The following is a 24,796-nucleotide window of genomic DNA, read 5'->3' on the forward strand; positions in this document are numbered from 1 at the left end:
TTCGTGCGTCATGCTTAACCGCAAGAGACCGAAGACAGCATATTCAGCGGCTGCGAAGGCGCACCTTGTTGCGGTGCGATGACGGTGCCGTCGGTGACCGTCATCGCGCAATTATGCAGGCCGATAATTATGCCGGATTTCTCCGACTTTACCGGATCGAACGTCAGTTTCCATCGTTGTAGTGCGGGATCGCGGAACAGCGCGACGATGCCGAATGCCTGCGCTTCGCGCGAAACCTTCTCGGTCGCCGTGTAGCGCTGGCCCGGAATCAGCGTGATTTCACGCACGTTCAGCAGGTCGGCGCCGAGCGCGGCCTTTTCCTTGGTCGGATCGGTAAATGCGTCGAACGGCGCCTGCTGGAACGACGTCGGGTCCTTCAGCGCATAGAGCCGCACGACGAGCGCGAGCGGTTTGTTGTCGGTCGCGGCGTTCAGGTTCGGCGCGGCGGCCAGCGTGAGCCCGATATTGCGCGGCGGCTTTTGCGCGTCCGGCAGGTCGGGCTTGCCGACGCCGGCAGCCTGCAGCACGGCGCTCGCGGCCGAGCCGAGCAGCGGGGCGGCCGCGCATCCGGCCAGAAGGGCGCAGGCAACCAGCGGCAGCGCGTAGCGAATCATGGACGATCTCATCGTGTTTCCGGCGTGCCGCCTTTATCCCTGTCAAAACTGCCGGGTATTTCCGCGTTCAATGCGTATCCCCGGCATTGCACTGTTCAACTATTAAGCACGCCCGCGTCGTGGCAAGCGCTCGGAAATTTTTTCCGCCACCCGGGCGGCGCGTCGCGCAACCAGTAAAACTTGCGCATTCCGGCCGAAAGAAAAACCGCTGCGAGCCTGCAGCGAGAGGCCATTCGAGGGGGTAGCGCCCGGATTTAAAAGGAATTACTCTTCACACGACGATTGAATTATGAAAAATTGATCGGTACTATACCCGCGCGCTTCTTGCAAAGCAAAAGAACCAGATTCTCAACGATTTAAAACTCACGCGCCGGTGGATATAACGATGAAAGACCGTCTCTTCGCAAAACTGTCTGGGGTAGTAGTGGCTTGCGGCGTGATCGCCGGCTGTGCGAGCCAGCCTCCCGCGCCGCCGACTGCCGAGGTGTTCAACAAGTCGCTGGCCGATGCGGACGCGGTTGCGAAGGCGGGTGACCAGGACAAGGCCCTCGGCCTGTATCAGCAGCTCGCGAAGTCGGATCCGACGCGCGAGGAACCGTGGTCGCGCATCGCGCAAATCCAGTTCGCCCAGAACCATTACGGCCAGGCAATCGTTGCCGCGCAGGAAGCACTGCAGCGCGACGCGACCGACCGTCAGGCGAAGAGCGTGCTGGCCGTCGCCGGCCTGCGGATCGCGACGCAGTCGCTCGGCGAGCTGCGCCAGGATTCGTCGCTCGCGGGCGACGCGAAGTCCGATGCGCAGGCGCTCGCGAAGCAGCTGCGCGACACGCTGGGCGAATCGGCGCTGTTCCCGCCTGAAACGAAGACCGTGAAGCCGCGCCCGCCGCGCCGGATCGTCCATCGTCCGAAGGGCGCTGCCGCACCGGCAGCCGAAGCAGCGGCGACCACCGCGCCGACGCCGCCCGCCACACCGCAAAAGGGCGGCGGTGACCCGTTCGGCGCACTGCGCAACTGACGCGACAACTACAACCAACCTGGGAGCCGTCGATGGCCAAGAAAGAAAGCATTCAGAAAAGCTTGCAGAAAATACGGCCGCCGCGCGTCCAGCTGACCTACGAGGTCGAGAAGGGCGACGCGATCGAGGTGAAGGAACTGCCGTTCGTCGTCGGGGTTGTCGGCGATCTGGCGGGCCAGTCCGAAATCGAGCAGCCGAAGCTGCGCGACCGCAAGTTCGTCAATATCGACCGCGACAATTTTGACGACGTGATGAAGGCGATCGAGCCGCGTGCCGCGTTCCAGGTGGAAAACCGCCTGAGCCCGGAAGGCGGCAAGTTCGCGGTCGACCTGAAGTTCCGCTCGCTGTCGGATTTCAGCCCGGACGAAGTCGTCGAACAGGTCGAGCCGCTGCGCCGCCTGCTCGAGGCACGCTCGAAGCTCGCCGACCTGCGCAACAAGCTCGCCGGCAACGACAAGCTCGAGGATCTGCTGTCCGAGGTGCTGAAGAACACGCAGCAGCTGCAGGAGCTCGCCAAGGGCACCGGCGGCGACAAAGACGGCGAATGACGACGGAGTGTTGAGATGAACCAGCAAACGGCTGCGGCCCAAGCCAGCGGCGCGGAATACGCCGCCGGGACCTCGCTGCTCGACGACATCGTCGAGAAGAGCAAGGTCGCGAAATCCGATTCCGAGCATGCACGTGCAAAGGACCTGATCGGCGAACTCGTGCACCAGGTGCTCGACGGCACGGTGATCGTGTCGGACAACCTGTCGGCGACGATCGACGCGCGCGTCGCGGAACTCGACCGCCTGATCTCCACGCAGCTTTCCGCGGTGATGCATGCGCCGGAATTCCAGCGCCTCGAAAGCACGTGGCGCGGCATGGATTACCTGGTCAAGGAAAGCAACACCGGCCAGACGATCAAGATCAAGGCGCTGCACGCGCCGAAGCGCGACCTCGTGCGCGATTTCAAGGGCGCGAGCGAGTTCGATCAGAGCGCGCTGTTCAAGAAGGTCTACGAAGAAGAGTTCGGCACGTTCGGCGGCTCGCCGTTCGGTGCGCTGATCGGCGATTACGAGATCTCGCGCCAGCCGGAAGATTTTTACTTCATCGAGCAGATGTCGCGCGTCGCGGCGGCCGCGCACGCGCCGTTCATCGCGTCGGCGTCGCCGGAGCTGCTCGGGCTCGAGACGTTCTCCGATCTCGGCAAGCCGCGCGACCTGGCCAAGGTGTTCGACACGGTCGAATACGCGAAGTGGAAGTCGTTCCGCGACTCCGAGGATTCGCGCTACGTCGGTCTGACGCTGCCGCGCTTCCTCGGCCGCCTGCCGTTCAATCCGAAGGACGGCCAGACCGCGGAACGCTTCAATTTCGTCGAGGACGTCGACGGCACCGAGCACGACAAGTATCTGTGGTGCAACGCCGCGTGGGCATTCGCGGCGCGCCTGACGGCCGCGTTCGACGACTTCGGCTGGTGTGCGGCGATCCGCGGCGTCGAAGGCGGCGGCCTCGTCGAGGACCTGCCGACCCACACGTTCAAGACCGACGACGGTGAAGTCGCGCTGAAGTGCCCGACCGAGATCGCGATCACCGATCGCCGCGAGAAGGAGCTGAGCGACCTCGGCTTCATCCCGCTCGTCCATTGCAAGAATTCCGATTACGCCGCGTTCTTCGCAGCGCAGTCGGTGCAGAAAGCAAAGAAATACAGCACCGACAGCGCGAATGCGAACGCCGTCCTGTCCGCTCAGCTGCAGTACATCTTCTCGGTATCGCGCGTCGCGCACTACCTGAAGGCGATGATGCGGGACAAGATCGGCAGCTTCGCATCGGCGCAGAACGTGGAGACTTTCCTCAACCGGTGGATTTCGCAGTACGTCCTGCTCGACGACAACGCCTCGCAGGAACAGAAAGCGCAATTCCCGCTGCGCGAGGCATCCATACAAGTGTCGGAGATTCCGGGCAAGCCGGGCTCGTATCGTTCGGTCGCGTTCCTGCGCCCGCACTTTCAGCTCGACGAACTCTCGATTTCTCTGCGACTTGTCGCTGATCTGCCCAAATCGGCAAATTCATAAGCGAGCAAAATCGCCCGGGCGGGCCGCCTGGGTAGGACGTTAAAACCACCTCTTTGGGGAGTAGAAGGACCATGTTACACATTCACTTGCAGTTTGGTAGCCCGGCAGTCAAGGGCGAGTCCGCGGACAAGGACCATCAGGGCTGGCTCGAGCTGAAGTCGTGGGATCACTCGATCCTGCAGCCGCGCTCGGCGACTGCTTCGTCGGCCGGCGGCCTGACGCAGACGCGTTGCGAACACGGCGACATGGTGTTCTCGAAGGAAATCGATTCGGCGAGCCCGCTGCTGTACCAGCACGCGTCGGGCGGCACGACGTTCGACGAGGTGACGATCCATTTCTCGCGCGCGGACGGTGAAGGCAAGCGCGTGCAGTATCTGGAAGTCAAGCTCAAGTACGTGATCATCTCGAGCATCGCGCCGAGCGTCCGCGAGGAAGGCCTGCCGATCGAGACGTTCTCGCTGAAGTACGCTGCCGTGCAGTGGAAGCAGACCCAGCAGAAGATCGGCGGCAACCAGGGCGGCAACACGCAGGGCGCCTGGAGCCTGACGAAGAACGACAAGACCTACGCGGTCTAAGGTCGGTTGCGGCAACGGGGCGCGCGGCGTCCCGTTGCCGCTTTAGCAGTGCATGCCGGCCGATGAAACGATTCGAACCCAGTTTTCTCGACAAGCTGTTCGACGACGAACCGCACCTGCCGGCCTCGGCAGCGATGCGGCAATTGTCGCTGGACGAGCTCAAGAACACGGTCGCCCGCGACGTCGAGGCGATCCTCAACACCCGTATCGCGCACACCGAGAACGAGCTGGCCGCGCTGCCGGAATGCCAGAAATCGGTGCTGACCTACGGGCTGAACGATTTCGCGGGGCTGAGCCTCGCGAGTCACTACGACCGCGCGTTCATCTGCAAGTCGATCCAGCAGGCCATCGCGCGCCATGAGCCGCGCCTGCAGCAGGTCCAGGTGGCGTTCGAGCTGAACGAGCAGGCGACCAACGCGCTCTACTTCGCGATCCAGGCGCTGCTCGTCGTGCACCCGGCCGAGGAGCCGGTGAGTTTCGACGCGATGCTGCAGCCGTCGACGCTGCAGTATTCGGTCACGCGCGCACGCGCCGCGAGAATGCAGTAAATCAAGCCGCCGAGCGGGCCGGACCGCCCGGTGGTTGATCAGGTCCGGCAGGAAATATTGAGGTTCGGGGTCGTCGATGGAAGAATTGCTGCCGTATTACGAGCGCGAATTATCGTTTTTGCGGCGCTATTCGCGAGATTTCGCCGAACGCTATCCGAAAATCGCGGCACGGCTCGCGCTGTCGGGCGAGCATTGCGAGGATCCGCACGTCGAGCGGATGATCGAGTCGTTCGCGCTGCTCGGCGCGCGCATCAACAAGAAGCTCGACGACGACTACCCCGAATTCACCGAAGCGCTGCTGGAAGTGCTGTATCCGCACTACCTGCGGCCGTTTCCGTCGTGTTCGATCGCGCAGTTCACGCCGGCGTCGCCCGGCCAGCAGACCGAACCGGTCGTGATCGATCGCGGCACCGAACTGAAGAGCCGCCCGATCCGCGGCGTGCAGTGCCGGTTCCGCACCGCCTACGACGTGACGCTCGCGCCGATCCGCATCTCGGAAGCCCGCTACACGCCGGTCGCGCTCGCGCCGAGCGCGACGGTGCTGCCGTCCAACGCGACGGGCGTGATCTCGATCACGTTCGAATCGCTCGCCGCGCAGCTCGATCTCGGCGCGCTGAAGGTGCCGACGCTGCGCGCGCACCTGCACGGCGAGCAGTCGTTCGTCGCCGCGCTCACTGATTGCCTGTTCGTCAACGTGCTCGGCGCGTATGTCGAGCCCGAACGCAACGGCCGCTGGACCGCGCTGCGCAAGCTGCCGATCGCGCAGGCCGGCTTCGGCGAGGACGACGCGCTGATCGACTACCCGGCGAAATCGCATCCCGCGTACCGCCTGCTCACCGAATACTTCGCGTTCCCCGACAAGTTCGATTTCGTCGACTTCGACCTCGCGGCGATCGCGCGTGCGTCGGGCCGCTGCCAGCGCGCGACGCTGCACCTGGTGCTGCAGGACGTACGAAGCGATTCGCACGTCGCGCGGCTGCTCGAACTGCTGACGGCGAGCCACTTCCGGCTGTTCTGCACGCCGATCGTCAACCTGTTCCGCCAGCACGGCGAGCCGATCCGCATCACGCACCGTGCGGTGTCGTACCCGGTGATTGCCGAGGCGCGCCGCGCGTTCGCGTACGAGGTGTACTCGATCGACTCGGTGAAGCTCGTGCGGCAGCAGGCGCATGAAGAATCGGTGATCGAGTTCCGGCCGTTCTATTCGCTGCATCACGGCGAATCGGCGCGGATCGGTCATTACTGGTTCGCGCGCCGCAACGACTGGGTCGCGCAGAAGAGCCCCGGCTACGAAACGGAGATCTCGATCGTCGACATCGACTTCGAGCCGACGTCGCCGCAAACCGACACGCTGAGCCTCGACCTCACTTGCACGAACCGCGACCTGCCGGCGATGCTCGCGTTCGGACTCGAGGGCGGCGACCTGTTCCAGGAAGGCGGTGCGCAGACGAGCGGCATCTCGCTGCTGCGCCGCCCGACGCAGAGCGTGCGCTTCGAGCGCGGCCGCGCCGCGCACTGGCGGCTCGTGTCGCACCTCGCGCTCAATCACGTGTCGCTGGTCGCGCACGGCCTCGCGCCGCTGAAGGAAATGCTGACGCTGTACGACCTGCGTCGCACCGCCGTGTCGATGCGCCAGATCGACGGCCTGGCCGGCATCGAGCAGCGCGGCGCCGTGCAGTGGCTGCCCGGCAAACCGTTCGCAACCTTCGTGCGCGGCATCGAGATCCGCCTGACGATCGACGAGGAACACTTCGTCGGCGCGAGCCTTGCGTCGTTCGTGCGCGTGCTCGACAGCTTCTTCGGGCTTTACGTCCACCTCAACAGTTTCGTTCAACTAGTCGTCGTGTCGAAGCGCACCGGCGAGGAGATCATCCGATGCAAGCCCCGGACCGGCGAGTCGATCCTGGCGTAGTCGACGCGCTGCTCGACGAACCGCACCGCTTCGAATTCTTCCAGGCGGTGCGTGTGCTCGAAGGACTGTTCGCGCGGCAGGCGTCGGATGCGCCCGGCGCATGGCGACAGGGCGACGTGGTCGCGCAGCGCATCGAATTCCGCAACACGCTGTCGCTCGGCTTTCCGCCGAGCGAGATCGAGGGCGTGCGCTCGTTCGACGACGACGGCGCGCTGCTCGACTCGGGCGAGCAGCGCAAAGCCGCGCTCGCGTCCGGCGAACTCGGCCACGTCGAGCTGACGCCTGCGTTCTTCGGGCTGCTCGGCGCGCAGGGCGCGCTGCCGCTGCATTACACCGAGCAGATCGTCGCGCGCGAGCACCATAAGCGCGACCACGCGGCCCGCGCGTTTTTCGATGTATTTTCGAACCGCGCGACCGCGCTGTTCTATGCGGCGTGGAAGAAATACCGGCTGCCGTTCCATTACGAGCTCGACCGCGACGAGCGCTACCTGCCGCTGCTGCTCGCGATCGCGGGTGTGCCGAGCGACGAGGTGCGCGACAGTCTCGCGGCGGGCGTCGGCGGCGTGCTCGACGAGGCCGTTGCAGGTTACGCGCTGGCCGCGCGGCACCGGCCGATGTCGGCCGCGTACCTGCAGCGCACGCTGTCCGACTATTTCCGCGTGCCGGTGAAGATCGACCAGTTCGTCGGCAAGTGGTACGACGTGCCGCCCGACCAGCTGAGCGTGCTCGGCGAGGTCAACGCGGTGCTCGGCGCGACGGCGCTGGTCGGCGAACGCGTGTGGCAGCGCGACATGCGCGCACGGATCGTCGTCGGCCCGCTGTCCAAGCGCGACTACGAGGCGTTCCTGCCCGGCGGCCCGCAGGCCGTCGCGCTCGAACGGATGCTGACGCTGCTCGCCGGCGTCACGCTCGAGTACGAGGTGAAGCTGGTGCTGAAGCGCACCGAGGTCGGCGCGAGCGTGCTCGGCGCGGGCTCGCGGCTCGGCTGGGACGCGTTCCTCTGCACGCGCGACGCGATCGACGACCGCTCGGACGCACGCTACGAGCTGCACGTGATTCACTGATTCCGAACGACAACAACACACAATCGAACCTGAGATCGACGCCATGAGCACGCCTCTGAAGACCCTGATCACGAAACTGAACCCGCTGAGCCGGCACGCGACCGAGCGTGCGGCGAGCGCGTGCCTGGCGCGCGGCCACTACGAGGTCGATCTGGAGCACCTGTTCCTCGCGTTGCTCGAGGAGCCGGCGGGCGACCTGCCGCTCGCGCTGCGCGCGAGCCGCGTCGATCCGCATGCGCTGCGCGCCGATCTGGAACGCGAACTGACACGCCTGAAGACCGGCAATACGCGCACGCCGGTGTTTTCCGTGCACCTGATCGCGCTGTTCGAGCAGGCCTGGCTGATCGCGTCGCTCGATTCGCATCTCGGCCGCATCCGTTCGGGGCACCTGCTGCTCGCACTGCTGACCGCGCCGGATCTCGCACAGTTCGCGCAGCGCATGTCGTCGCAGTTCGCGGAAGTGAACGTGACGGACCTGAAGCACAAGTTCGACGAGATCGTCGCCGGGTCGAGCGAAGCCGAACCGCGCCAGGCCGATACCGATGACGGCGGCGTGGCGCCGGCCGCCGATGGCACGGCGCCCGCGGCCGGCCCGTCGAAGACGCCCGCGCTCGACACGTACACCACCAACCTCACGCAGCGCGCGCGCGACGGCAAGATCGATCCGGTGATCGGCCGCGAAGCCGAGATCCGCCAGGCGATCGACATCCTGATGCGCCGCCGCCAGAACAACCCGATCATGACCGGCGAAGCCGGTGTCGGTAAAACGGCGGTCGTCGAGGGCCTCGCGCTGCGGATCGCGGCCGACGACGTGCCGCCGCCGCTGCGCGGCGTCGCGCTGCACGTGCTCGACATGGGGCTGTTGCAGGCCGGCGCGAGCGTGAAGGGCGAGTTCGAGAACCGCCTGAAGAGCGTGATCGACGAAGTGAAGAAGAGCGCGCACCCGATCATCCTGTTCATCGACGAAGCGCACACGATCATCGGCGCGGGCGGCCAGGCCGGCCAGAACGACGCGGCGAACCTGCTGAAGCCGGCGCTTGCGCGCGGCGAGCTGCGCACGATCGCCGCGACGACGTGGAGCGAATACAAGAAGTACTTCGAGAAGGACGCGGCACTCGCGCGGCGCTTCCAGGTCGTGAAGGTCGAGGAGCCGAGCGAACCGCTCGCGGCCGCGATGCTGCGCGGGATGTCCGGTCTGATGGAGACGCACTTCAACGTGCGGATCCTCGACGATGCGATCACCGAGGCCGTGCGCCTGTCGCACCGCTACATCAGCGGCCGCCAGCTGCCCGACAAGGCGATCAGCGTGCTCGATACCGCGTGCGCGAAGGTCGCGCTCGCGCACAGCGCGACGCCGGCCGCGATCGACGACACGAAGAAGCGCATCGAGCGGATCGACGCGGAAATCGCGTCGCTGGAGCGCGAGGCGGCCGGCGGCGCGCCGCACGACGAGCGGCTCGCCGAGCTGCGCGGTACGCGCGACACGGCGCTGGAGCAACTTGCGAAGGACGAAGCGCGCTACGAAGCCGAGCGCGTGATCGTCGCCGAGATCACCGAACTGCGCGACACGCTCGACAAGGCGCGCGGCCCGTCGGAAGACGGCCAGCCGGTCGACGTGCAGGCGACGCGCGACCGGCTCGCCGAACGCGTCGCGGCGCTGCATGCGCTGCAGGGCGCCGAGCCGATGGTGCCGCTGCAGGTCGACGGCCACGTCGTCGCCGAGATCGTCGCCGCGTGGACGGGCATTCCGCTCGGCCGCATGGTGAAGGACGAGATCGATACCGTGCTGAACCTGCAGCCGCTGCTCACCGCGCGCGTGATCGGCCAGGACCATGCGCTCGACGCGATCGCGCAGCGCGTGCGCACCGCGACCGCGAACCTCGAGGATCCGAACAAGCCGCGCGGCGTGTTCATGTTCGTCGGGCCGTCGGGTGTCGGCAAGACCGAGACCGCGCTCGCGCTGGCCGACATCCTGTACGGCGGCGAGCGCAAGATGGTCACGATCAACATGAGCGAGTACCAGGAAGCGCACAGCGTGTCGGGCCTGAAGGGCTCGCCGCCCGGCTACGTCGGTTACGGCGAAGGCGGCGTGCTGACCGAGGCCGTGCGCCGCAACCCGTATTCGGTCGTGCTGCTCGACGAGGTCGAGAAGGCGCACCCCGACGTGCTCGAGATGTTCTTCCAGGTGTTCGACAAGGGCACGATGGACGATGCGGAAGGGCGCGAGATCGATTTCCGCAACACGCTGATCATCCTGACGTCGAACGTCGGGTCGACCGCGGTGATGCAGGCCTGTCTGAACAAGCCGGCCGAGGAACTGCCCGATCCGGACGCGCTTGCCGAGGCGCTGCGCCCGCAGCTGTACAAGACGTTCAAGCCCGCGTTCCTCGGGCGGATGAAGGTCGTGCCGTACTATCCGATTTCCGACGACGTGCTGGCCGAGATCATCGAACTGAAGCTCGAGCGGATCCGCCGCCGGATCGAGGCGAACCACAAGGCCGCGTTCGAATGGGACGAGTCGCTCGTCGATGCGGTGCTGGCGCGCTGCACCGAGGTCGATTCGGGCGCCCGCAACGTCGACCATATCCTGAACGGCACGCTGCTGCCGGAGATCGCGGGCCACGTGCTCGGCCGGATCGCCGACGGCGCGGCCATCGCGCGCATCGCGGTGCGTGCGGACGAGGCCGGCGAATTCGCGTACACCGTCGAATGAGCGCGGCCGCGCAACGCAAGCATTGATGAACTGACCGAACCATGCCGATCAATCTCCCCGAGCTGCTGACGCCGATCAGCGATGCGTCGCCCAGCGGCGACGACATGCTGTTTTCAAACGAATTCGACGCGATCCAGGACGCGCGGCGCTACGACGATCCGACGCTCGACCAGGGCGAATGGGTGACCGAGATCAAGGAGGCCGACTGGGGCTTCGTCGTCGACCATGCGGGCGAGCTGCTGCGCACCCGCACCAAGGACCTGCGGCTCGGCGTGTGGCTGACCGAGGCGCTCGCGCTCGAGGACGGCCTCACCGGCCTCACCGAAGGTTATGCGCTGCTCGAGGGCCTGTGCCGCGAGTTCTGGGACACCGTGCACCCGCTGCCCGAAGGCGACGACACCGAGTACCGGCTCGGCAACGTCGCGTGGCTCTCCGGCCGCACGGCCGAGCTGCTGCGCGCGGTGCCGATGACGGACGGCGCGTCGAACGCGTTCAGCACGCTCGACTGGGAAGTGGCGCAGCACGTCGCGCAGTCCATCAAGCGCGACCCCGAACACGCGGACGACATCGCGCGCGGCAAGCCGACGGTCGACCAGATCGATTCGTCGCGGCGCGTGACGCCGATCGCGTTCTACACGGCGCTGCTGGCGAACCTGAAGGCGTTCGAATTCGCGCTCGATGCATTCGAGGAGCGGCTCGTCGAGCGCGCCGGCGATTCGGCACCGAGCTTCCGGCAGGCGCGCGACGCGTTCGAGACCGTGTACCGGCTCGCCGAGCGCTTCGCGCGCGAGCAGGGTTATACGGGCAGCGCGCCGCACGCGCCATCGGCGCCGCAAGCGCAACCCGAGCGCATCGAGCCGGTTTTCGGCAATTCGATCCAGACCGAGGAGACTCACGTGCAGTCGCAGACCGCTCCGCGTCCTCCGATGACGCAAATGATCGCCGGCATCCAGAACCGTGCGCAGGCCGTTGACCAGCTGCGTGCGGTGGCGCGTTATTTCCGCCAGACCGAGCCGCACAGCCCGGTCGCGTATCTCGCCGACAAGGCGGCCGAATGGGCCGACATGCCGCTGCACAAGTGGCTCGAGAGCGTCGTCAAGGACGACGGCTCGCTGTCGCATATTCGCGAGTTGCTGGGCGTGAGGCCGGACGAGCAGTCGTAAGTGGCGGGCCTTTGACCTGAGAGCGCGGGCCCGGCGGGCGCGCGGCAGACAAGAACATGGATGACGCATGAACGTGAGCGAACTGGCACAGGCGATCCGCGGTGGCCTGATTCAGCAGGACCGCCTGCTGAAGATGGACATCCCGTCGCTGCCGAACAACGCGCTGGTGCCGCGCCGGGCCGTGATCTGTTCCGAACTGGGACGCGATTTCAGCGCCGCGCTCGACCTCGTGTCGACCGCGAGCGACATCGAGCTCAAGACACTGATCGCCAAGCCGATCACGGTGTGGATCCAGCAGACGAACCAGTCGTATCTCCCGATCAACGGCTATATCCATACGGCGCGCAGGCTCGGCGCGGACGGCAGCCTGTCGGGCTACCAGCTGACCTTTGCGTCGTGGATGCACTTTCTCAAGTTCCGCAGCGACATGCGGTACTGGCAGGACAAGAGCGTCGACGCGATCCTGGCCGACGTGTTCGATGCGCATCCGCAAGCCAAGGGGCGGTATCAGTTCGCGCTGTCGAAGCCGTTGCCGTCGCGGTCCTACTGCCGCCAGAGCGAAACCGACTGGAACTTCGTGCATCGCCTGATGGAGGACGAAGGGCTGTTCGGTTTCTGGCGGCACAGCGAGGACGGCAGCGCGCACACGCTCGTCATTACCGACGACCTGCACGCGGTCGACGAACTGTCGCCGAAAACCGTCAGGTTCGACCGCTCGGGAACGGGTAGCGAAACCGCCGGCTTCACCCAATGGGCAGCGTCGCGGACATTGCAGAGCTCGCTGCACACCACACGCACGTTCGATTACAAATCGCCGTCCTCGGCCGGCAATCCGAACGGCACGACGTTGCCGACGAAGGCTGGCCAGGGCGATCTGCCGGACCAGACGGAAATCTACGAATACACCGGTGCGTATTCGTACGCGGGCCAGGACCGCGGTGAACATCTGTCGAAGATTCGCCTGGAACAATGGGAATCGCGCGCGAAGCGCTTTTTCGGCGTGGGCGGTGTGCGCGGGATCGACGCCGGGCGGCGCTTCACGCTGGCGGATCACCCCGAGCACGATCGCGATGCGGCGCAAGACCGGGAATTCGCGGCATTGAAGGTGTCGCGGTACATCGAGAACAACCTGCCGCTCTCTGACCACGAAGCGAATTTCCCGCACAGCCTGCAGGATCGGCTCGCACAGGTGAAGGCCGGCCACGGTGAGGCGGCCGCATTCGAAGTCGGGCACGCCGACGGTTCGGCCGGGTTCTATCTCGTGGAAGTCGAAGCGCAACGCGCGGCCGTGCCGTATCGCAGCTCGTTCGAGCACCGGAAGCCCGCGATGCAGCTCGAAACGGCCGTGGTCGTCGGGCCGAAGGGCGAGGAGGTCTACACGGACGAACTGAACCGGATCAAGGTCATGTTCGTCTGGGACCGGCAGAACGAAGGTCGCGAAACCGCGTCGTGCTGGGTGCGCGTCGTACAGTCGGATACCGGCGGCGGCTACGGTGGCGTCCATATTCCGCGGGTTGGCGAGGAAGTACTGATCGGCTATATCGGCGGGGATTGCGACCGGCCGATCGTGATGCATCGCGTCTACAACGGGGCCGCCAAGCCGCAGTGGCATAGCGACGGGATCCTGTCTGGCTTCCGGTCGAAGGAGTACGCGGGATCGGGTCACAACGAGATGGTGCTCGACGACGCGACCGGGCAGAACCGTGCGCGCCTGTTCAGCAGCAGCGCGAATTCGCTGCTGCATCTCGGCTATCTGATCGAACAGAGCGGCAACACGCGCGGCGCGTATCTCGGCTCGGGTTTCGACCTGCGCACGGATGCTTACGGTGCGGTGCGTGCGACACAAGGGCTGTATGTCACGACGCATCCGAAGCAGGCGAACAGCCAGCCGCTCGATGTGAGCGAAGCGCAGCAGCAGCTCGCCAATGCCGACGGGCTGATCGAGTCGATGTCGCAGGTCAGTGAAATGCATCAGGCCGAAAGCCTCGGTACCGGGCACGATGCACTGAAGCAATTCACCGATGCCGCGAAGAGCAGCGTCGCGGGCGCGTCGTCGGGAGGCAGGACCGCCGGCGGCGGGACGGGTAGCGCGAATGCGTTCACGGAACCGGTGATGTTGTTCGCGAGTCCGGCGGGTATCGCATTTGCGTCGCAGCAGTCGGTGCACGTATCGGGCGATCAGCAGACCAACATCGTCAGCGGTCAAAGCACGTTCATTGCCAGCGGGAAGTCGTTGGTCGCCGGTATCCGGGATCGCATCAGCCTGTTTGCCCAGAACGCCGGGATGAAGCTGTTCGCGGGCAAGGGCAAGGTCGAGATTCAGGCGCACTCGGACAATATCGAGTTGACCGCGCAGAAGATCGTCAAGCTCGTGTCGGCGACCGAGAATATCGACGTGGCCGCCAAACAGGAAATCCTGCTGACCTCGGGCGGCGCGTACGTGCGGATCAAGGGCGGCAACATCGAGATTCACGCGCCGGGGAAGATCGACATCAAGGGTGCGCAGCACGTGTTCAGCGGCCCGACGAGCATGCCGTATCCGCTGCCAGCGATGCCGGGCGGCACGTGCAAGCAATGCGTGCTGAATGCGCATAGCGGGCGCGAATCGATGGTCGAGGCGGATTGATGGGTGAGGTGAGCAACATCAGCGACCTGGGCAACGGGAACGATGCCGTCGACGTGAACGAGGCTGTCGAGGCTGCGCCGAATCCGCGGGCGCCGGAATGGCCGGCATTTCTGGAGAGGCTGAAGGCGTCGCCGATGGGCGAGGCTGGCAAGGGCCGGTCGATGCGACTCTACGCAATCGTCGATACGCGCGGTTATCAGGAGCTGGATACGCAACTCGTAACGGTGCGTGGCCTGCGCCATGCGTCGCTCTGGACGGATACCGGTCTCGACGCTTATACGGATATCGCACCGTATCTGATCGCGTTCGATAGACAGGCGCTCGACGACGAAGGCACCGAGCAACATCGACTGCTTCGCCAGTTGTGGCTGGACGCGGTCGATCTGCACGCGGTGACGTGGCTGTGGTCGGCGTGGTCGTTCGAGGCACTCGATGCGCATCTGCGCAGGTATGTGAAGTACGCGCTGCCGAACGGTCGCGCTTATTACCTGTTCTTCTTCGACAATCATGTATTCGGACGACTTCGGCAGGTGTGGAGCGACGCGCAGGCGCAGCAGTTCGTTGCACCGTTCGGCGAGATCCGCTATCGCAATCGACGGCTCGAGGAGGTCGTGTGGCGCAACGATGCGCCGGCGTTTGCCGGGAGAGCGCCGGCAGGCGATGTGCAGGGCTTGAGCGAGAAGCAGCATGCGCGGCTGATCGAACTCGGCTATCCGGACAAGCTCGTGCTGAAGTTTCGCGAGACGATGGCAGCGTCGATCGAGCACCTGTCCGATGGGGAACTGTACGAGCGAGTCGTGGAGCAACTCGCGCGCGCAGCGAACTATGGAATCGTCGATGAGCAGCAGACGCTGTATTACGTATTGACCGGCGTGCAGGTCGCCCCTCGATTCGACGAGCATCCGGCGGTGCAAGGCTGTCTTGCGGCCGTGTCTCGTGGGGAGTCGAGTCTCGACGACGCGTTGTTGACGATCGATGACGCGACGTGGAATGCGATTCGCGACGAGTACGATCGGAGCCTTCAGGATGAACGCAACGGTGTGGCGTAAGTTTGCGATCGCCGTTTGCGGCGGCAAGGACGACGCACGTGTGGCGTGGATACCGAAGAAGCCTCCGTTCGAATCGACGAACGAAAATATCAAGCTGGCCGCCGGGCCGGCATTGCCCGACGGCAGGCTGCCGCGGCCATGTGAAGAGAGTGTTTATGTCTGATTGCATGCAACACGCTGCACCGAAATTCCCTGCGATTGTTCCAGGCCGTCGCAGTACGCGCTCGGCTCGCGGACGGTTATCCGCCGCGTTGCGAGTTGCCGCGGCAGGCTTGCTGTTCGTGTCGATGGCGGCGTGCAGCAAGTCCGATCCGACCTACACGAGCATTTCAACGGAAGCGTTGAACTACCTGCCGTACAACCTGGTGCGGTTCACGATCACCGACCAGTTCGGCAACAAGGCACGCGGAGGCGGTGATCTGGAGCCCGGGGCAGGGGAAGGCAGCATCGCCTGCTGTTACTTGCTGAAAGGCACCGATTTCAAGGTTCAGTGGACGTATTACGATGCGGACGACTGGCGACCGGGCGAGCAGGTGAAGAAACAGCAGGCGGAGACGGACGTTTCGTTGCCGCCGACCAAGGAGCCGGATTCGATAGGCTCGCGTATTCTCGAGATCCACTTCTACCCCGATCGTCATGTCGAACTGGCATTTCCTGGCGAGATGCTGGGCAGTACGCGATTGCCGATCGTGAACGTGTCGCGCGACCTGACGAAACGGTACGGCAAGCGGCTCGACAAGAAGTACGAGGACAGCGACGCCCAGTCGCACCGCCGGATTTCGAGAACGGTTGCGCAAGCGTGGATCAAGTACCGCTTCACCGATCGCAGCGACCTGGAGCAATACACGTATTACGCGCTGCTGGTGAATCCCCGGTTCGACGCGCACCCGGAGGTGCAGAAGCTTATTCAGTCGAGCAAGGGGACGCCGGGGGCATTCGCGAAGGCGGTGGCCGCTCTGTCGCCGACGGTTGTGAAGGAACTGGGTCAGAACCGATTCCAGGCGGTTGCGGTGCCGTCGATTCCGGCGGGGCTGGTGCCGCCGCCACGTGAGGAGAATAGCCATGGCCGGAGCTAACGATCGAAACGCCATCCGACTTGATCCCGACGACGCTACGCCGCAGAGCGTTCGGATGGCAGTCGACAAGATGGCGACGGCCAACTACCCGAAGGGAGACTGTCTGCCGTGCGGGGCAACGATCCGTATCGGCGTATTCTTCGATGCGTTTGGTCGCAGCAAGGACGAAGACGATTCGGACAGCGGACTGTACTCGAACATCTCGCGTCTTTTCGATGCACACCGCACCAACATGGACGTCGACCGTCCCGTGAATCAGTTCTGGTTCCGGCTCTACTATTCCGGCCTCGGGACGGATCTCAACGCGGATGCCAAATCGAATGACTGGCTCAATGCCGGCCTCGCCGCGGGGAAAATGATCGGCAAGAAGGCGCTCGACGCGACGAAGGGTGTGGCCGAGTCGGTCGCACGCGTGAACCAGCCGATCAAGCAGCTGGAAGTGAAGAAACGCGTGACGACGGCAGCAAAGCAGTCCGCATCGGAGTTCTCGTTTCGCCCGATGCTGAATGCTTTCAACGACTTCAAGAAAGACATCCAGAACATTCCCCGAACCGCGCGCCGCATCGCGAACGTGCTGGATGCGTCGCCGGAGCGGATCTGGGAGCGCACGAAGGCGGGCGGTATCGCGGTGTTCCGGAACGCGAAGAACGACCTGAAGCACAACCCGCTCAAGATCGTGCAATCGACAGTCCGTCAGGTCATTACGGGAATCGCGATCGAGAACGTACCGATCGTGCGCGATTCGCAGGTGATGAGCGCGTACTTCGGTACCGGCGTCGATTCACGGCTCGTCGCCGCGAAGGACCAGCTGGAAAAAGTAGTCGAGGCGGTGAAGGGGCAGGCGACAAAGATTCGGAAGGTCGAAGTATCGGTGTTTGGCGCCGATCGCGGTTGCGTGCTGGCACGCACGTTCGTCAACGATCTGGCGACCAAGTACAAGCGCCGGGACGATCAGGATCTCGCGATCGATGGCATTTCGCTTGAAATCAAATTCGTCGGCCTGCTGGATGCGGTGTCGTCGATCATGTCGGAAGAGGCCGGCGAGATTATCGGCATCCTGCCGTTTCTCGGGACCATCAAGCCGAATTACAAGGACCGGTCGCTTGCCGTGCCTGCGAGCGTCCAGCGATGCGTGCATTTCGCCGCCGCCCACGAAATGCGTATGTACCAGCGTCTCGACAGCCTGGAAAAGACTCGTGCCGAGCAGCGGCTCTATCCGGGAACGAGCAGCGATATCGCAGGTGGTTCGTTGCATGGCTCGCTGGGCTTCAATGCGGAACTGATGCGTATTCCGCTCAGGGACATGCTGTTCGAAGCACTCAAGGCCGGTAGCGCGCTTCTCGACATGGAAACGCTGGCCAAGCGGCGGCCTGACGTATTCAGTCGGTTCTCGATTGCGACGCCGATCACCTACGAAGGCAAGCAATACAAGATCAAGGCGCTTGTCGACGCGTACCGCAAGGTCGTTCCGGATACGCAAGGCGTGAACTTTCTGCCGCATGCGGAAGTGTTCCTGCGCTGGATCGCCGTGCGGTACCAGGATCCGGAGTTTCGTCATTCCGTGACCGACCCGGCGACCGAGTGGCGCAAGGACGTCGAAAAGGCCGACTACGATCGTCGCGACGCAAAGGCGAAGCTCGATTGGGCGATGATGGGCAGCCAGCGGATGGACTCGCCCGAGATCCAGAAGTTGAAGCTCGCGAAGCAGGCGGCGGACAAGCGTTACAACGATCTGTGGAAGGATGTTCCGCCGAGCAACTACACGACGGTGTGGCAGCGCCTCGACAAGGAGGCGAAAGAGATGACCGGCAAGTGGGAGAAGATGCGACCGGAATACGAGGCCCAGCAACAGCGCCGCTTCACGCAGTCGTTCAACAACAAGCTGACCTATACGCCGCTGTTCCTTGCGCCCGCATTTGCACGCCATGTCGAGCTGAATGAAGACGAGGTTGCGCTCGTCAAGGCCTGGGAGCAGGGGTATGCGGGGAAGAACCCGCTTCCGTCCGAGGTGATGGCGATGTTCGACATGCTCGTCCACGATACGTTGCTGACGAGTTGGCAGGATCACGTGCTCGCGCCGTCACTGTATTTCAGGACACGGGACAAGGACGTGTTCGGAAAAACGGACTATGCGAAGGAAGACAAGCAGCGCAAGAGCGACGATCTCACCGCCGAACGGGTCGAACAGGCGAGCAAGCAGAGCCAGCAATGGGCGAGAAGCTACCAGGGGACGCCGCCGACACATTGACGTCATTCAGCGGCGCGCAATTGCGTACTGCTGACACCCCGCCGCACCGGGGCGGCTCATCCCGAGCCGCCCGCTGCAAATTTACTGCCCCACCCGGAACTCGATCCTCCGATTCCGCGCCCGTCCATCCGTCGTGTCATTCGGCGCGATCGGCTGATCCGGCCCGACACCCGTCGTCGTCATCTGCTGCGGCGGGATGCTCTTCGTGATCAGGTAACCCTTCACCGCATCCGCGCGCGCCTGGCTCAGCGCGATGTTCGACGTCCGGTTCCCCGAGTTGTCGGTGTGGCCGATGATGTCGACCGTGCGGTTCTGCATCTTCGAGAGCGCGGCCGCCATCTGGTCGAGGATCAGCTTGCCCTGCGGCGTCAGCGTCGCGCTGCCCGTCTCGAACTCGATCGTCCGGTTCGCGAGCGTCTGGTCGAGCACGCCTTGCTCGGACGCCGACACACGCAGCCCGTTCTTGATCGTGTAGGTCGGGTTCAGCGTGTTCGCCATGTCGCTCGCGAGCTGCTGGCGCTGTGCCTCGTTGTGCACCTCGCCCTTCATCTCGATCTGCGTGCCGTTGATCTTCAACTGCCCCTTGCTGATCTGCTTGAGCTGCGCGCCGAGCAGCTTCTGCACGTTCGCGCTCCAGTTCGGCGGCGTCGCGACGTCGCCGACTTCGATCTGGTCGACGACGTTCGTCGCGCCGTAGGTGTCGCGCAGCTTCTGCAGCACGGCGGCCTTGGTCGCCTCGTCGGGCACCTTGCCGCCGACGACCACCTGGCCGGGCGCCGCGTTCGCGGGCGGCGGCGTGATGGTGCCGGCCGTGCCGCGCACCACCGTGCCGGACGCGGTTGCCGGCGCGGTGCCGGGGTTCGTGTTCGCAGACGGCAGCGCGGTCGTCGTGACCGTGCCGTTGCCGACCGGCGTGACGGTCGCGCCGGTGTTCTGCGCGAAGCTCGCGCCGCTGGCAACGAGGCCGGCGGCGAGCAGGGCGGCGAGGGCGGGCGAGAAGCGTGCGCGCCGGACGTGAATCGTGCGATGCATCCCGTCAGCCTCCGATGAACGCTTCGCGGAACGCGTCGATGGCGACCCGCAGCGAGAGTTGCGGTTGGTCGAGGTAGCTGACGAGCTTGCTGATCTGATGATCGTTTTGCGCATGGGCGTCGATCCACTCGGGATCGTCGATGTCGATGTTGTGGGCGGCGTAGGTCTGCGGGTCGACAACGCTCAGCAGCGTCTTCGCCGACGCACCGTTGAAGCCGATGATGAGCCGTTCGCGCTCGGCGATCGTGCCGATGAAGATCGCGAGCTCGAAGTCGGCCTGCGCGACGAACGGCGCGATCAGTTCGAGCCAGAACGCGGCGACGAGGCTGCGGTAGAACGGATCGACCGGCAGCGGCAGTGTCAGGCCGCGCTCGATGTGCGACGAGCCGCTCTGCATCACCGGCCGCAGCAGCGAGCCGAGCGCGAGCATCGCGCCGCGCAGCCGCACCGGGTGCCCGCTTTCGAGCAGCATCTGCTGGAGCCCATACAGCGATTGGTGTTCGACGAAATCGTTGAAGGTGCCGTCATGCGACGTGCCGGGGCCGCCGACGTCGATCGGCACCTGCGTGTCGCCGAGCGCCTGCAGTGCGCCGGGCGGCTCGTCCTTGCCGAGCAGCGGCGGGATCTGCGTGGCGACGCGCGACCACAGTCGCGCGAACGCGAGCGGGCTGCGCGCGAGGAACGCGAGCGGCCGGTCGACCTCGAGCGCGGTTGCGCCGAGGAACGGGAAGCGGCGCATCGACACGTCGTGGCTCGCGACCATGTGGCCCGCGATCGCGAGCTTGCTGCGCGAGCCGAGGAACGCGAAGTGCATCGGCTTCGCATCCTCGTAGACGAGCTTCCAGCGCGGATCTTCCGCGAGCAGTTCGAGCGCCTGCGCGATCCAGCGATCAAGCGTCTGCAGCAACTGCGGATTGTGCGGGCTCTTCACGAAGTCGCCGCGCGACGGAATCTTGCCGAAGTAGGCGATTTGCGCCTGTACGGTTTGCGTCATTGCGCCCCCTGTGCATTCGTTGCGTTGGCGGCCGCGACGGCCGGCGCTGCGCCCGACGTGCCCGTGCCGGACTGGGTCGCGTTCTGCGCGGCGCCCGCGCTCGCGTCGGCGACCGACGACGGCAGCTGCAGGCCGCGCAGGCTCTGCTGCTGCGGTTGGTCGCCGCCACCGCCGGACGGTTGCGACGTGCTGATGATGCGCATCGTCACCGACACGTTCACGCTGCCCTGCACCCACGTCAGGTCGAAGGTGCCGTCCGGACGGCGCTTGCGCTGCGCCGAGTTGATCAGCTTTTCGAGACCGTAGCGGCCCGGCTCGTTGACGAGCTGCACCGTGCGGCCGTCGAAGGTCGTCGCGGACAGCGTCGCGCCCGGCGAGCCCTGCGGGTTCGGCCACACGAAGTTGGTCCACTGCGGCGGCGTGTTGCGGTAGCGCAGTTGCTGGCCGTCGATCGCGATCGTGTATTCGGTCGTGCCCGTGCTCGGCTGCGGCAGGATCTGGAACACGGTCTGCGGCTCGGACGCCGCGGCCGCGCTGCCTGCGGCGCCGCCCGCGAGCGGTGCGACCCAGCGCGCGAAACCGTTCGTGAAGTCCGGCGTGAGCCCGATGCCCATGTCGCCCCACGTGCGGGCGGCGAGCGTGTCGCCGCGGCGCACCGCGAGCGGCCCGAGCGTCGTGCCGACGAACTTCGCGATCGAGCCGTCCGGACCGAACACCTGCGCGATCTCGCCGGCGCCGGCTTCGACCTTCGCGCTCGCCGCGAACGGGTACTTCGTCGCGAGCGAGTTCTGGAACGGCTGGTAGACCTGCGCGTTCCACACCTTGTTGACCTCGGCGCTGGCCGGCTGGATCACGACCGCGAACGCCTGCATCAGCGGCCGCACGAGCAGCGGACGCAGCGACTTGCGTTGCGAATCGGTGAGGCCCGTCAGCATCTGCTCGTCGACGAGCTTCAGCGAATCGGCGAGTTCCGAACCATTGCCGTCGAGCGTCTGCTGCATCAGCTGGCGCGCGCCGGGGCCCGGGTCGCCCTGGTTCTTGATCACGTTGAAGCGGGTACGGACCTTCGACAGCGAATCCATGTAGCCCTTGAGCATCGACGTGCCGTCATGCGTCGCGACGATCCGTGCGAGCCCGATGAACTCCTGGCCGATCGGACCCATCGGCACCTCGGCCGGATTGCCGTTGATGTCGATGTTGGCGGCCGCCACCTGGCCGGCCTGCGAGCGCGAGAACAGTTGCTTGACCCAGTTCACGACGCCGGTCTGCGCTTTCTTGATCGTCACGTTCGCGAGCGACGGGTTGTCCCACGACGTCTGGTCATACGCGGTTTCGAGGATCTTGCGGATCGGCGAATCCTGCGGGTCGCCGAGGCGGTTCATCCCGTCGACGGCCTGGCCGAAGCTGCTGAAGCCCTGCACCGCGATGCCCTGCATGAACTTCTGCCAGTGCTGCGCGTACTCGGTCTTGTACATGCCGACGAGCGTCTTCTGGATCTGCTCGGGGCTGCCCTCGAGCGTCAGGTCGTCCTGCGTCGACGTGTTCAGCACCCAGTCCTTCGCCTGCAGTTCCTTGGTCGCCGCGTCGCGGATCGCCGGCTGCACGTAGTCGAACCACGCTTCGCGCGTGAACGTGCCCGGAATCGCGTAGCTGCCTGCAACGAGCCCCTGGTTGCCGTCGCCGACGATGCGCGCGATGGTCATCGGCGCGAAACGGGTCGACGCGCGTGCCTTGATTTCCTCGTAGACGCGCTGACGGGCCGGCATGCCGCGCACGACGCGGCGCAGGTTCTCGCGGGTCTGGTCGACGAGCGCGAGGTTCGCGTCGATCATCGGCCAGTCGTCGTCGTTCACGCGCGACAGGTAGAACGAGATCATGCGCTCCGCGCTCTTGATCATCTCGTCACGCGGCATGTTGCCGCGATTCGTCTCGAGCCAGCCGCGCCAGAAGCGGGCGAGCTGGTCGGTCAGGTGTGCCTGCTCGACGTGACGCTTGTCGGACAGCATCAGGTACGTCTTGAGCGCGTTGTACGCGTCCTGCACGTTGGTCGGCGACGCGTCGCTGTAGAGGCCGCCCTGCGGTGCGGCTGCCTGTTGCGGCGCGGCGGCCGGCGCGGTGCCGGACGCGGCCAGTGCGGCACCGGCCAGCGGCGTGGCGCCTGCCGCGTTCGTCGAGACCGGCAGCGCGCCGGCCTGCACGGCGCCCGACTCGGGCGGGCGCGTCATCGGCACGAGCTGTTCGGGGTGCGCGTTCACGTCCTTCATGAACGAGGCAAGGTTCTGCGACACGGGGGCCAGCAGGATCTGGCGCACGCCGTTGTAGTACTCGGTCAGCAAGTGCTGCTCGAGACGGTCACCCTGGTACAGGCCGAGCGACACCGACAGCGGCTTGTCGCGGCGGAACTGCTCGAGCTGCTCGATCCGGTCTTCCAGGATGTCCATCGCCTGCAGGCGCGACTGCAGGTCGTTGCGGCCCTGCTGCAGGCGCGTGACGTTGTCGAGGTCGGCCTGCACGTTCGAGACGAGCTGCTGGTTGCCGATCGTCGACCAGGTCCAGCCGCCGAGCGCGATCGCGAGCGCCGCGACGAAGCCGAAGAAGGTCGCGTAGCGCAGCCGCGTCTTGTTCGGGCTGGCGAACTGGCGCACCGTCTGGCGATCCGCGAAGATCACCTTCGAGAACAGGTCGCGCAGGAAGAAGCCGTTCTTCGAGAACGCGCTGTGCGGCTTCGGCAGCGCGTTCGCGTCGAGGCCGAAGCGGTGCGCGATGCGCTGCGCGGCCGCGCTGTTGGTTTCGCCTTCCTGCAGCGCGCTGGTGAAGTAGAAGCCGCGGAAGATCGGCTTGTACTGGAACGGGTTGTTCTCGAACAGCGTCGCGAGGAACGCGCGCAGCGACGGCTTGATCGTCGAGAATTCGAGCGGGAAGCTCAACTGGCCCGGCGACAGCTGGTTGCCGCGCGACAGCGACAGCTGCGCGACGCTGATCTCCTTCAGCCCTTCGTAGAGTTCCTCGAAGTGCGTGTCGAACTGCGCGACGACGTCGCGCTTGTCGTCCGGCTCGTAGGGCAGGGTGGCGCCCCACACGCGGTCGTACTCGTGCTTGTCGTTGCTGCTGAAGAATTCGGTGAAGCCGGTAATCAGGTCGGCCTTCGTGAACATCACGTAGACCGGCGCGAACACCTCGAGTTTTTCCGTCAGCTCCTGAACGCGCTGGCGGAGGTTTTTCGCGAGGTTGATCGCGAATTCGGGGCGGTTGCCGGTGAGTTCGGCGATGCTCGCGGTGACGATGATGCCGTTGATCGGCGCCTTCGGGCGATAGCGCTTGAGCAGGCCGAGGAAGCCGAGCCACTCGCTGCGGTCTTCCTCGTGCACCGAATAGCGGCCGGCCGTGTCGAGCAGGATCCCTTCGGTCGTGAAGAACCAGTCGCAGTTACGCGTGCCGCCGATGCCGTGGATCACGGCGCTGTTCTTGTCCGCGAACGGGAACTGCAGGCCGGAATTGAGCACGGCGCTGCTCTTGCCCGCGGCCGGGTTGCCGATCACGATGTACCACGGCAGTTCGTACAGCGCGGAGCCGCCCGAGACCTGGCCGATCTTCGACGTCTTGATCGTCTTCACCGCGTCCGACAGGCGCGTGCGCAGCACGTCGAGGTCGGCGGTCTTCGAGTCGGGCGCGAGCGCTGCGGCGGCGGGCGCGGCGATCTTGCCGGTTTCCGCCTGCTCTTCCAGCACCTGGCCGAGCTGCTGGTTCGCGCGCTTCACGCGCCAGCGGCGCAACAGTGCGACGACCAGCCACAGCGCGAGGATCGCCGCGAAGGCGATCGCCGCCCACAGGAGCGGCAGCTGCAGCATGTCGGCGACGATGAAGAGGATGGCCGCAAGCGCGACGATCCCGACGATCGAGAGCGTACGCGGATGAGTCAGCACGTTGAGGATGCGTTGCATAGGACGTTCAGGTTCCGGTGCGATTCGGTGAGGCGACGCAGGCGCGCCGAGCGGCAAGGGTGGCGCCGCGATGTGTCGCCACGCTGTCAAACGGGATGAAGAAGGGGGCTGGCATCAATGCGCCCGCGGCATCGGAGAAGGCGCGCGCATTAATGAAAGGACGCTGTGAGAT

18 protein-coding genes are annotated in these 24,796 nt (G+C 65.3%); 14 read left to right on the forward strand and 4 right to left on the reverse strand.

What is annotated here, in order from left to right; all coding sequences use genetic code 11:
* Window positions 1-14: 14 nt before the first annotated feature.
* Window positions 15-626 carry a type VI secretion system lipoprotein TssJ gene (tssJ, locus tag H3H55_RS02055; protein WP_048251032.1) on the reverse strand — a complete coding sequence of 204 codons (612 nt, stop codon included), beginning with the start codon at window positions 624-626 and terminating at the stop codon, window positions 15-17.
* 373 nt (window positions 627-999) lie between these two features.
* Between tssJ and H3H55_RS02060 the strand changes: the two genes are divergently transcribed.
* From H3H55_RS02060 to H3H55_RS02125, 14 genes are all read left to right on the forward strand, one after another.
* On the forward strand, window positions 1,000-1,629 hold the full coding sequence (locus H3H55_RS02060; protein WP_129513576.1) for a tetratricopeptide repeat protein: 630 nt from the start codon (window positions 1,000-1,002) through the stop codon (window positions 1,627-1,629).
* Window positions 1,630-1,661: 32 nt separating this feature from the next.
* Window positions 1,662-2,177 carry a type VI secretion system contractile sheath small subunit gene (gene tssB, locus H3H55_RS02065; protein WP_006484395.1) on the forward strand — a complete coding sequence of 172 codons (516 nt, stop codon included), beginning with the start codon at window positions 1,662-1,664 and terminating at the stop codon, window positions 2,175-2,177.
* A gap of 15 nt (window positions 2,178-2,192) precedes the next feature.
* Window positions 2,193-3,683 carry a type VI secretion system contractile sheath large subunit gene (gene tssC / locus H3H55_RS02070; RefSeq protein WP_048251030.1) on the forward strand — a complete coding sequence of 497 codons (1,491 nt, stop codon included), beginning with the start codon at window positions 2,193-2,195 and terminating at the stop codon, window positions 3,681-3,683.
* A 71-nt stretch (window positions 3,684-3,754) separates the two neighbouring features.
* Window positions 3,755-4,258 carry an Hcp family type VI secretion system effector gene (locus H3H55_RS02075; protein ID WP_048251029.1) on the forward strand — a complete coding sequence of 168 codons (504 nt, stop codon included), beginning with the start codon at window positions 3,755-3,757 and terminating at the stop codon, window positions 4,256-4,258.
* A 62-nt stretch (window positions 4,259-4,320) separates the two neighbouring features.
* Entirely contained in the window at window positions 4,321-4,806 is a 486-nt protein-coding gene (gene tssE, locus H3H55_RS02080) for a type VI secretion system baseplate subunit TssE (protein WP_048251028.1), read from the forward strand.
* 76 nt (window positions 4,807-4,882) lie between these two features.
* Window positions 4,883-6,718, forward strand: coding sequence for a type VI secretion system baseplate subunit TssF (tssF, locus tag H3H55_RS02085; protein ID WP_129513577.1), 1,836 nt, complete (start codon window positions 4,883-4,885; stop codon window positions 6,716-6,718).
* Window positions 6,682-7,782 (forward strand): type VI secretion system baseplate subunit TssG, encoded by a 1,101-nt coding sequence (gene tssG / locus H3H55_RS02090; RefSeq protein ID WP_193097530.1) that lies wholly within the window; start codon window positions 6,682-6,684, stop codon window positions 7,780-7,782. The genes tssF and tssG overlap by 37 nt, the downstream gene beginning before the upstream one ends.
* A gap of 43 nt (window positions 7,783-7,825) precedes the next feature.
* Window positions 7,826-10,495 carry a type VI secretion system ATPase TssH gene (tssH, locus tag H3H55_RS02095; protein ID WP_193097531.1) on the forward strand — a complete coding sequence of 890 codons (2,670 nt, stop codon included), beginning with the start codon at window positions 7,826-7,828 and terminating at the stop codon, window positions 10,493-10,495.
* Between the two features lie 41 nt (window positions 10,496-10,536).
* The gene (tssA, locus tag H3H55_RS02100; RefSeq protein WP_129513580.1) at window positions 10,537-11,658 is read left to right on the forward strand and encodes a type VI secretion system protein TssA; all 1,122 of its coding nucleotides are present in this window, start codon (window positions 10,537-10,539) and stop codon (window positions 11,656-11,658) included.
* 67 nt (window positions 11,659-11,725) lie between these two features.
* Window positions 11,726-14,284 carry a type VI secretion system Vgr family protein gene (locus tag H3H55_RS02105; RefSeq protein WP_193097532.1) on the forward strand — a complete coding sequence of 853 codons (2,559 nt, stop codon included), beginning with the start codon at window positions 11,726-11,728 and terminating at the stop codon, window positions 14,282-14,284.
* Window positions 14,284-15,333: a DUF4123 domain-containing protein gene (locus H3H55_RS02110; protein ID WP_226799912.1), complete on the forward strand. Its 1,050-nt coding sequence runs from the start codon at window positions 14,284-14,286 to the stop codon at window positions 15,331-15,333. The genes H3H55_RS02105 and H3H55_RS02110 overlap by 1 nt, the downstream gene beginning before the upstream one ends.
* Entirely contained in the window at window positions 15,311-15,496 is a 186-nt protein-coding gene (locus H3H55_RS02115; protein WP_193099508.1) for a hypothetical protein, read from the forward strand. Before H3H55_RS02110 ends, H3H55_RS02115 begins: the two co-directional genes overlap by 23 nt.
* Window positions 15,489-16,409: a hypothetical protein gene (locus H3H55_RS02120; RefSeq protein ID WP_193097533.1), complete on the forward strand. Its 921-nt coding sequence runs from the start codon at window positions 15,489-15,491 to the stop codon at window positions 16,407-16,409. Before H3H55_RS02115 ends, H3H55_RS02120 begins: the two co-directional genes overlap by 8 nt.
* On the forward strand, window positions 16,396-18,657 hold the full coding sequence (locus tag H3H55_RS02125) for a DUF2235 domain-containing protein (protein WP_193097534.1): 2,262 nt from the start codon (window positions 16,396-16,398) through the stop codon (window positions 18,655-18,657). The genes H3H55_RS02120 and H3H55_RS02125 overlap by 14 nt, the downstream gene beginning before the upstream one ends.
* Window positions 18,658-18,738: 81 nt before the next feature.
* On the opposite strand, the gene H3H55_RS02130 is transcribed toward H3H55_RS02125, so the two are convergent.
* Genes H3H55_RS02130 through tssM form a run of 3 tightly spaced genes read right to left on the reverse strand, consistent with a single transcriptional unit; the run spans window position 18,739 to window position 24,624 of the window.
* Window positions 18,739-19,689: an OmpA family protein gene (locus H3H55_RS02130; RefSeq protein WP_193097535.1), complete on the reverse strand. Its 951-nt coding sequence runs from the start codon at window positions 19,687-19,689 to the stop codon at window positions 18,739-18,741.
* Between the two features lie 4 nt (window positions 19,690-19,693).
* Complete coding sequence (gene tagF / locus H3H55_RS02135) at window positions 19,694-20,683, reverse strand: type VI secretion system-associated protein TagF (protein ID WP_048251022.1); 990 nt, start codon at window positions 20,681-20,683, stop codon at window positions 19,694-19,696.
* Entirely contained in the window at window positions 20,680-24,624 is a 3,945-nt protein-coding gene (gene tssM / locus H3H55_RS02140) for a type VI secretion system membrane subunit TssM (RefSeq protein WP_193097536.1), read from the reverse strand. The genes tagF and tssM overlap by 4 nt, the downstream gene beginning before the upstream one ends.
* Window positions 24,625-24,796 lie beyond the last annotated feature (172 nt).

This window comes from Burkholderia sp. Z1, from assembly GCF_014893795.1.
Taxonomy (GTDB): Bacteria; Pseudomonadota; Gammaproteobacteria; order Burkholderiales; family Burkholderiaceae; genus Burkholderia; species Burkholderia theae.

Bases quoted from the DNA above. Each gene is read 5' to 3' on its own strand.
- tssJ (WP_048251032.1), bottom strand. From the start codon at position 626: ATGAGATCGTCCATGATTCGCTACGCGCTGCCGCTGGTTGCCTGCGCC.
- H3H55_RS02060 (WP_129513576.1), top strand. From the start codon at position 1,000: ATGAAAGACCGTCTCTTCGCAAAACTGTCTGGGGTAGTAGTGGCTTGC.
- tssB (WP_006484395.1), top strand. From the start codon at position 1,662: ATGGCCAAGAAAGAAAGCATTCAGAAAAGCTTGCAGAAAATACGGCCG.
- tssC (WP_048251030.1), top strand. From the start codon at position 2,193: ATGAACCAGCAAACGGCTGCGGCCCAAGCCAGCGGCGCGGAATACGCC.
- H3H55_RS02075 (WP_048251029.1), top strand. From the start codon at position 3,755: ATGTTACACATTCACTTGCAGTTTGGTAGCCCGGCAGTCAAGGGCGAG.
- tssE (WP_048251028.1), top strand. From the start codon at position 4,321: ATGAAACGATTCGAACCCAGTTTTCTCGACAAGCTGTTCGACGACGAA.
- tssF (WP_129513577.1), top strand. From the start codon at position 4,883: ATGGAAGAATTGCTGCCGTATTACGAGCGCGAATTATCGTTTTTGCGG.
- tssG (WP_193097530.1), top strand. From the start codon at position 6,682: ATGCAAGCCCCGGACCGGCGAGTCGATCCTGGCGTAGTCGACGCGCTG.
- tssH (WP_193097531.1), top strand. From the start codon at position 7,826: ATGAGCACGCCTCTGAAGACCCTGATCACGAAACTGAACCCGCTGAGC.
- tssA (WP_129513580.1), top strand. From the start codon at position 10,537: ATGCCGATCAATCTCCCCGAGCTGCTGACGCCGATCAGCGATGCGTCG.
- H3H55_RS02105 (WP_193097532.1), top strand. From the start codon at position 11,726: ATGAACGTGAGCGAACTGGCACAGGCGATCCGCGGTGGCCTGATTCAG.
- H3H55_RS02110 (WP_226799912.1), top strand. From the start codon at position 14,284: ATGGGTGAGGTGAGCAACATCAGCGACCTGGGCAACGGGAACGATGCC.
- H3H55_RS02115 (WP_193099508.1), top strand. From the start codon at position 15,311: ATGAACGCAACGGTGTGGCGTAAGTTTGCGATCGCCGTTTGCGGCGGC.
- H3H55_RS02120 (WP_193097533.1), top strand. From the start codon at position 15,489: ATGTCTGATTGCATGCAACACGCTGCACCGAAATTCCCTGCGATTGTT.
- H3H55_RS02125 (WP_193097534.1), top strand. From the start codon at position 16,396: ATGGCCGGAGCTAACGATCGAAACGCCATCCGACTTGATCCCGACGAC.
- H3H55_RS02130 (WP_193097535.1), bottom strand. From the start codon at position 19,689: ATGCATCGCACGATTCACGTCCGGCGCGCACGCTTCTCGCCCGCCCTC.
- tagF (WP_048251022.1), bottom strand. From the start codon at position 20,683: ATGACGCAAACCGTACAGGCGCAAATCGCCTACTTCGGCAAGATTCCG.
- tssM (WP_193097536.1), bottom strand. From the start codon at position 24,624: ATGCAACGCATCCTCAACGTGCTGACTCATCCGCGTACGCTCTCGATC.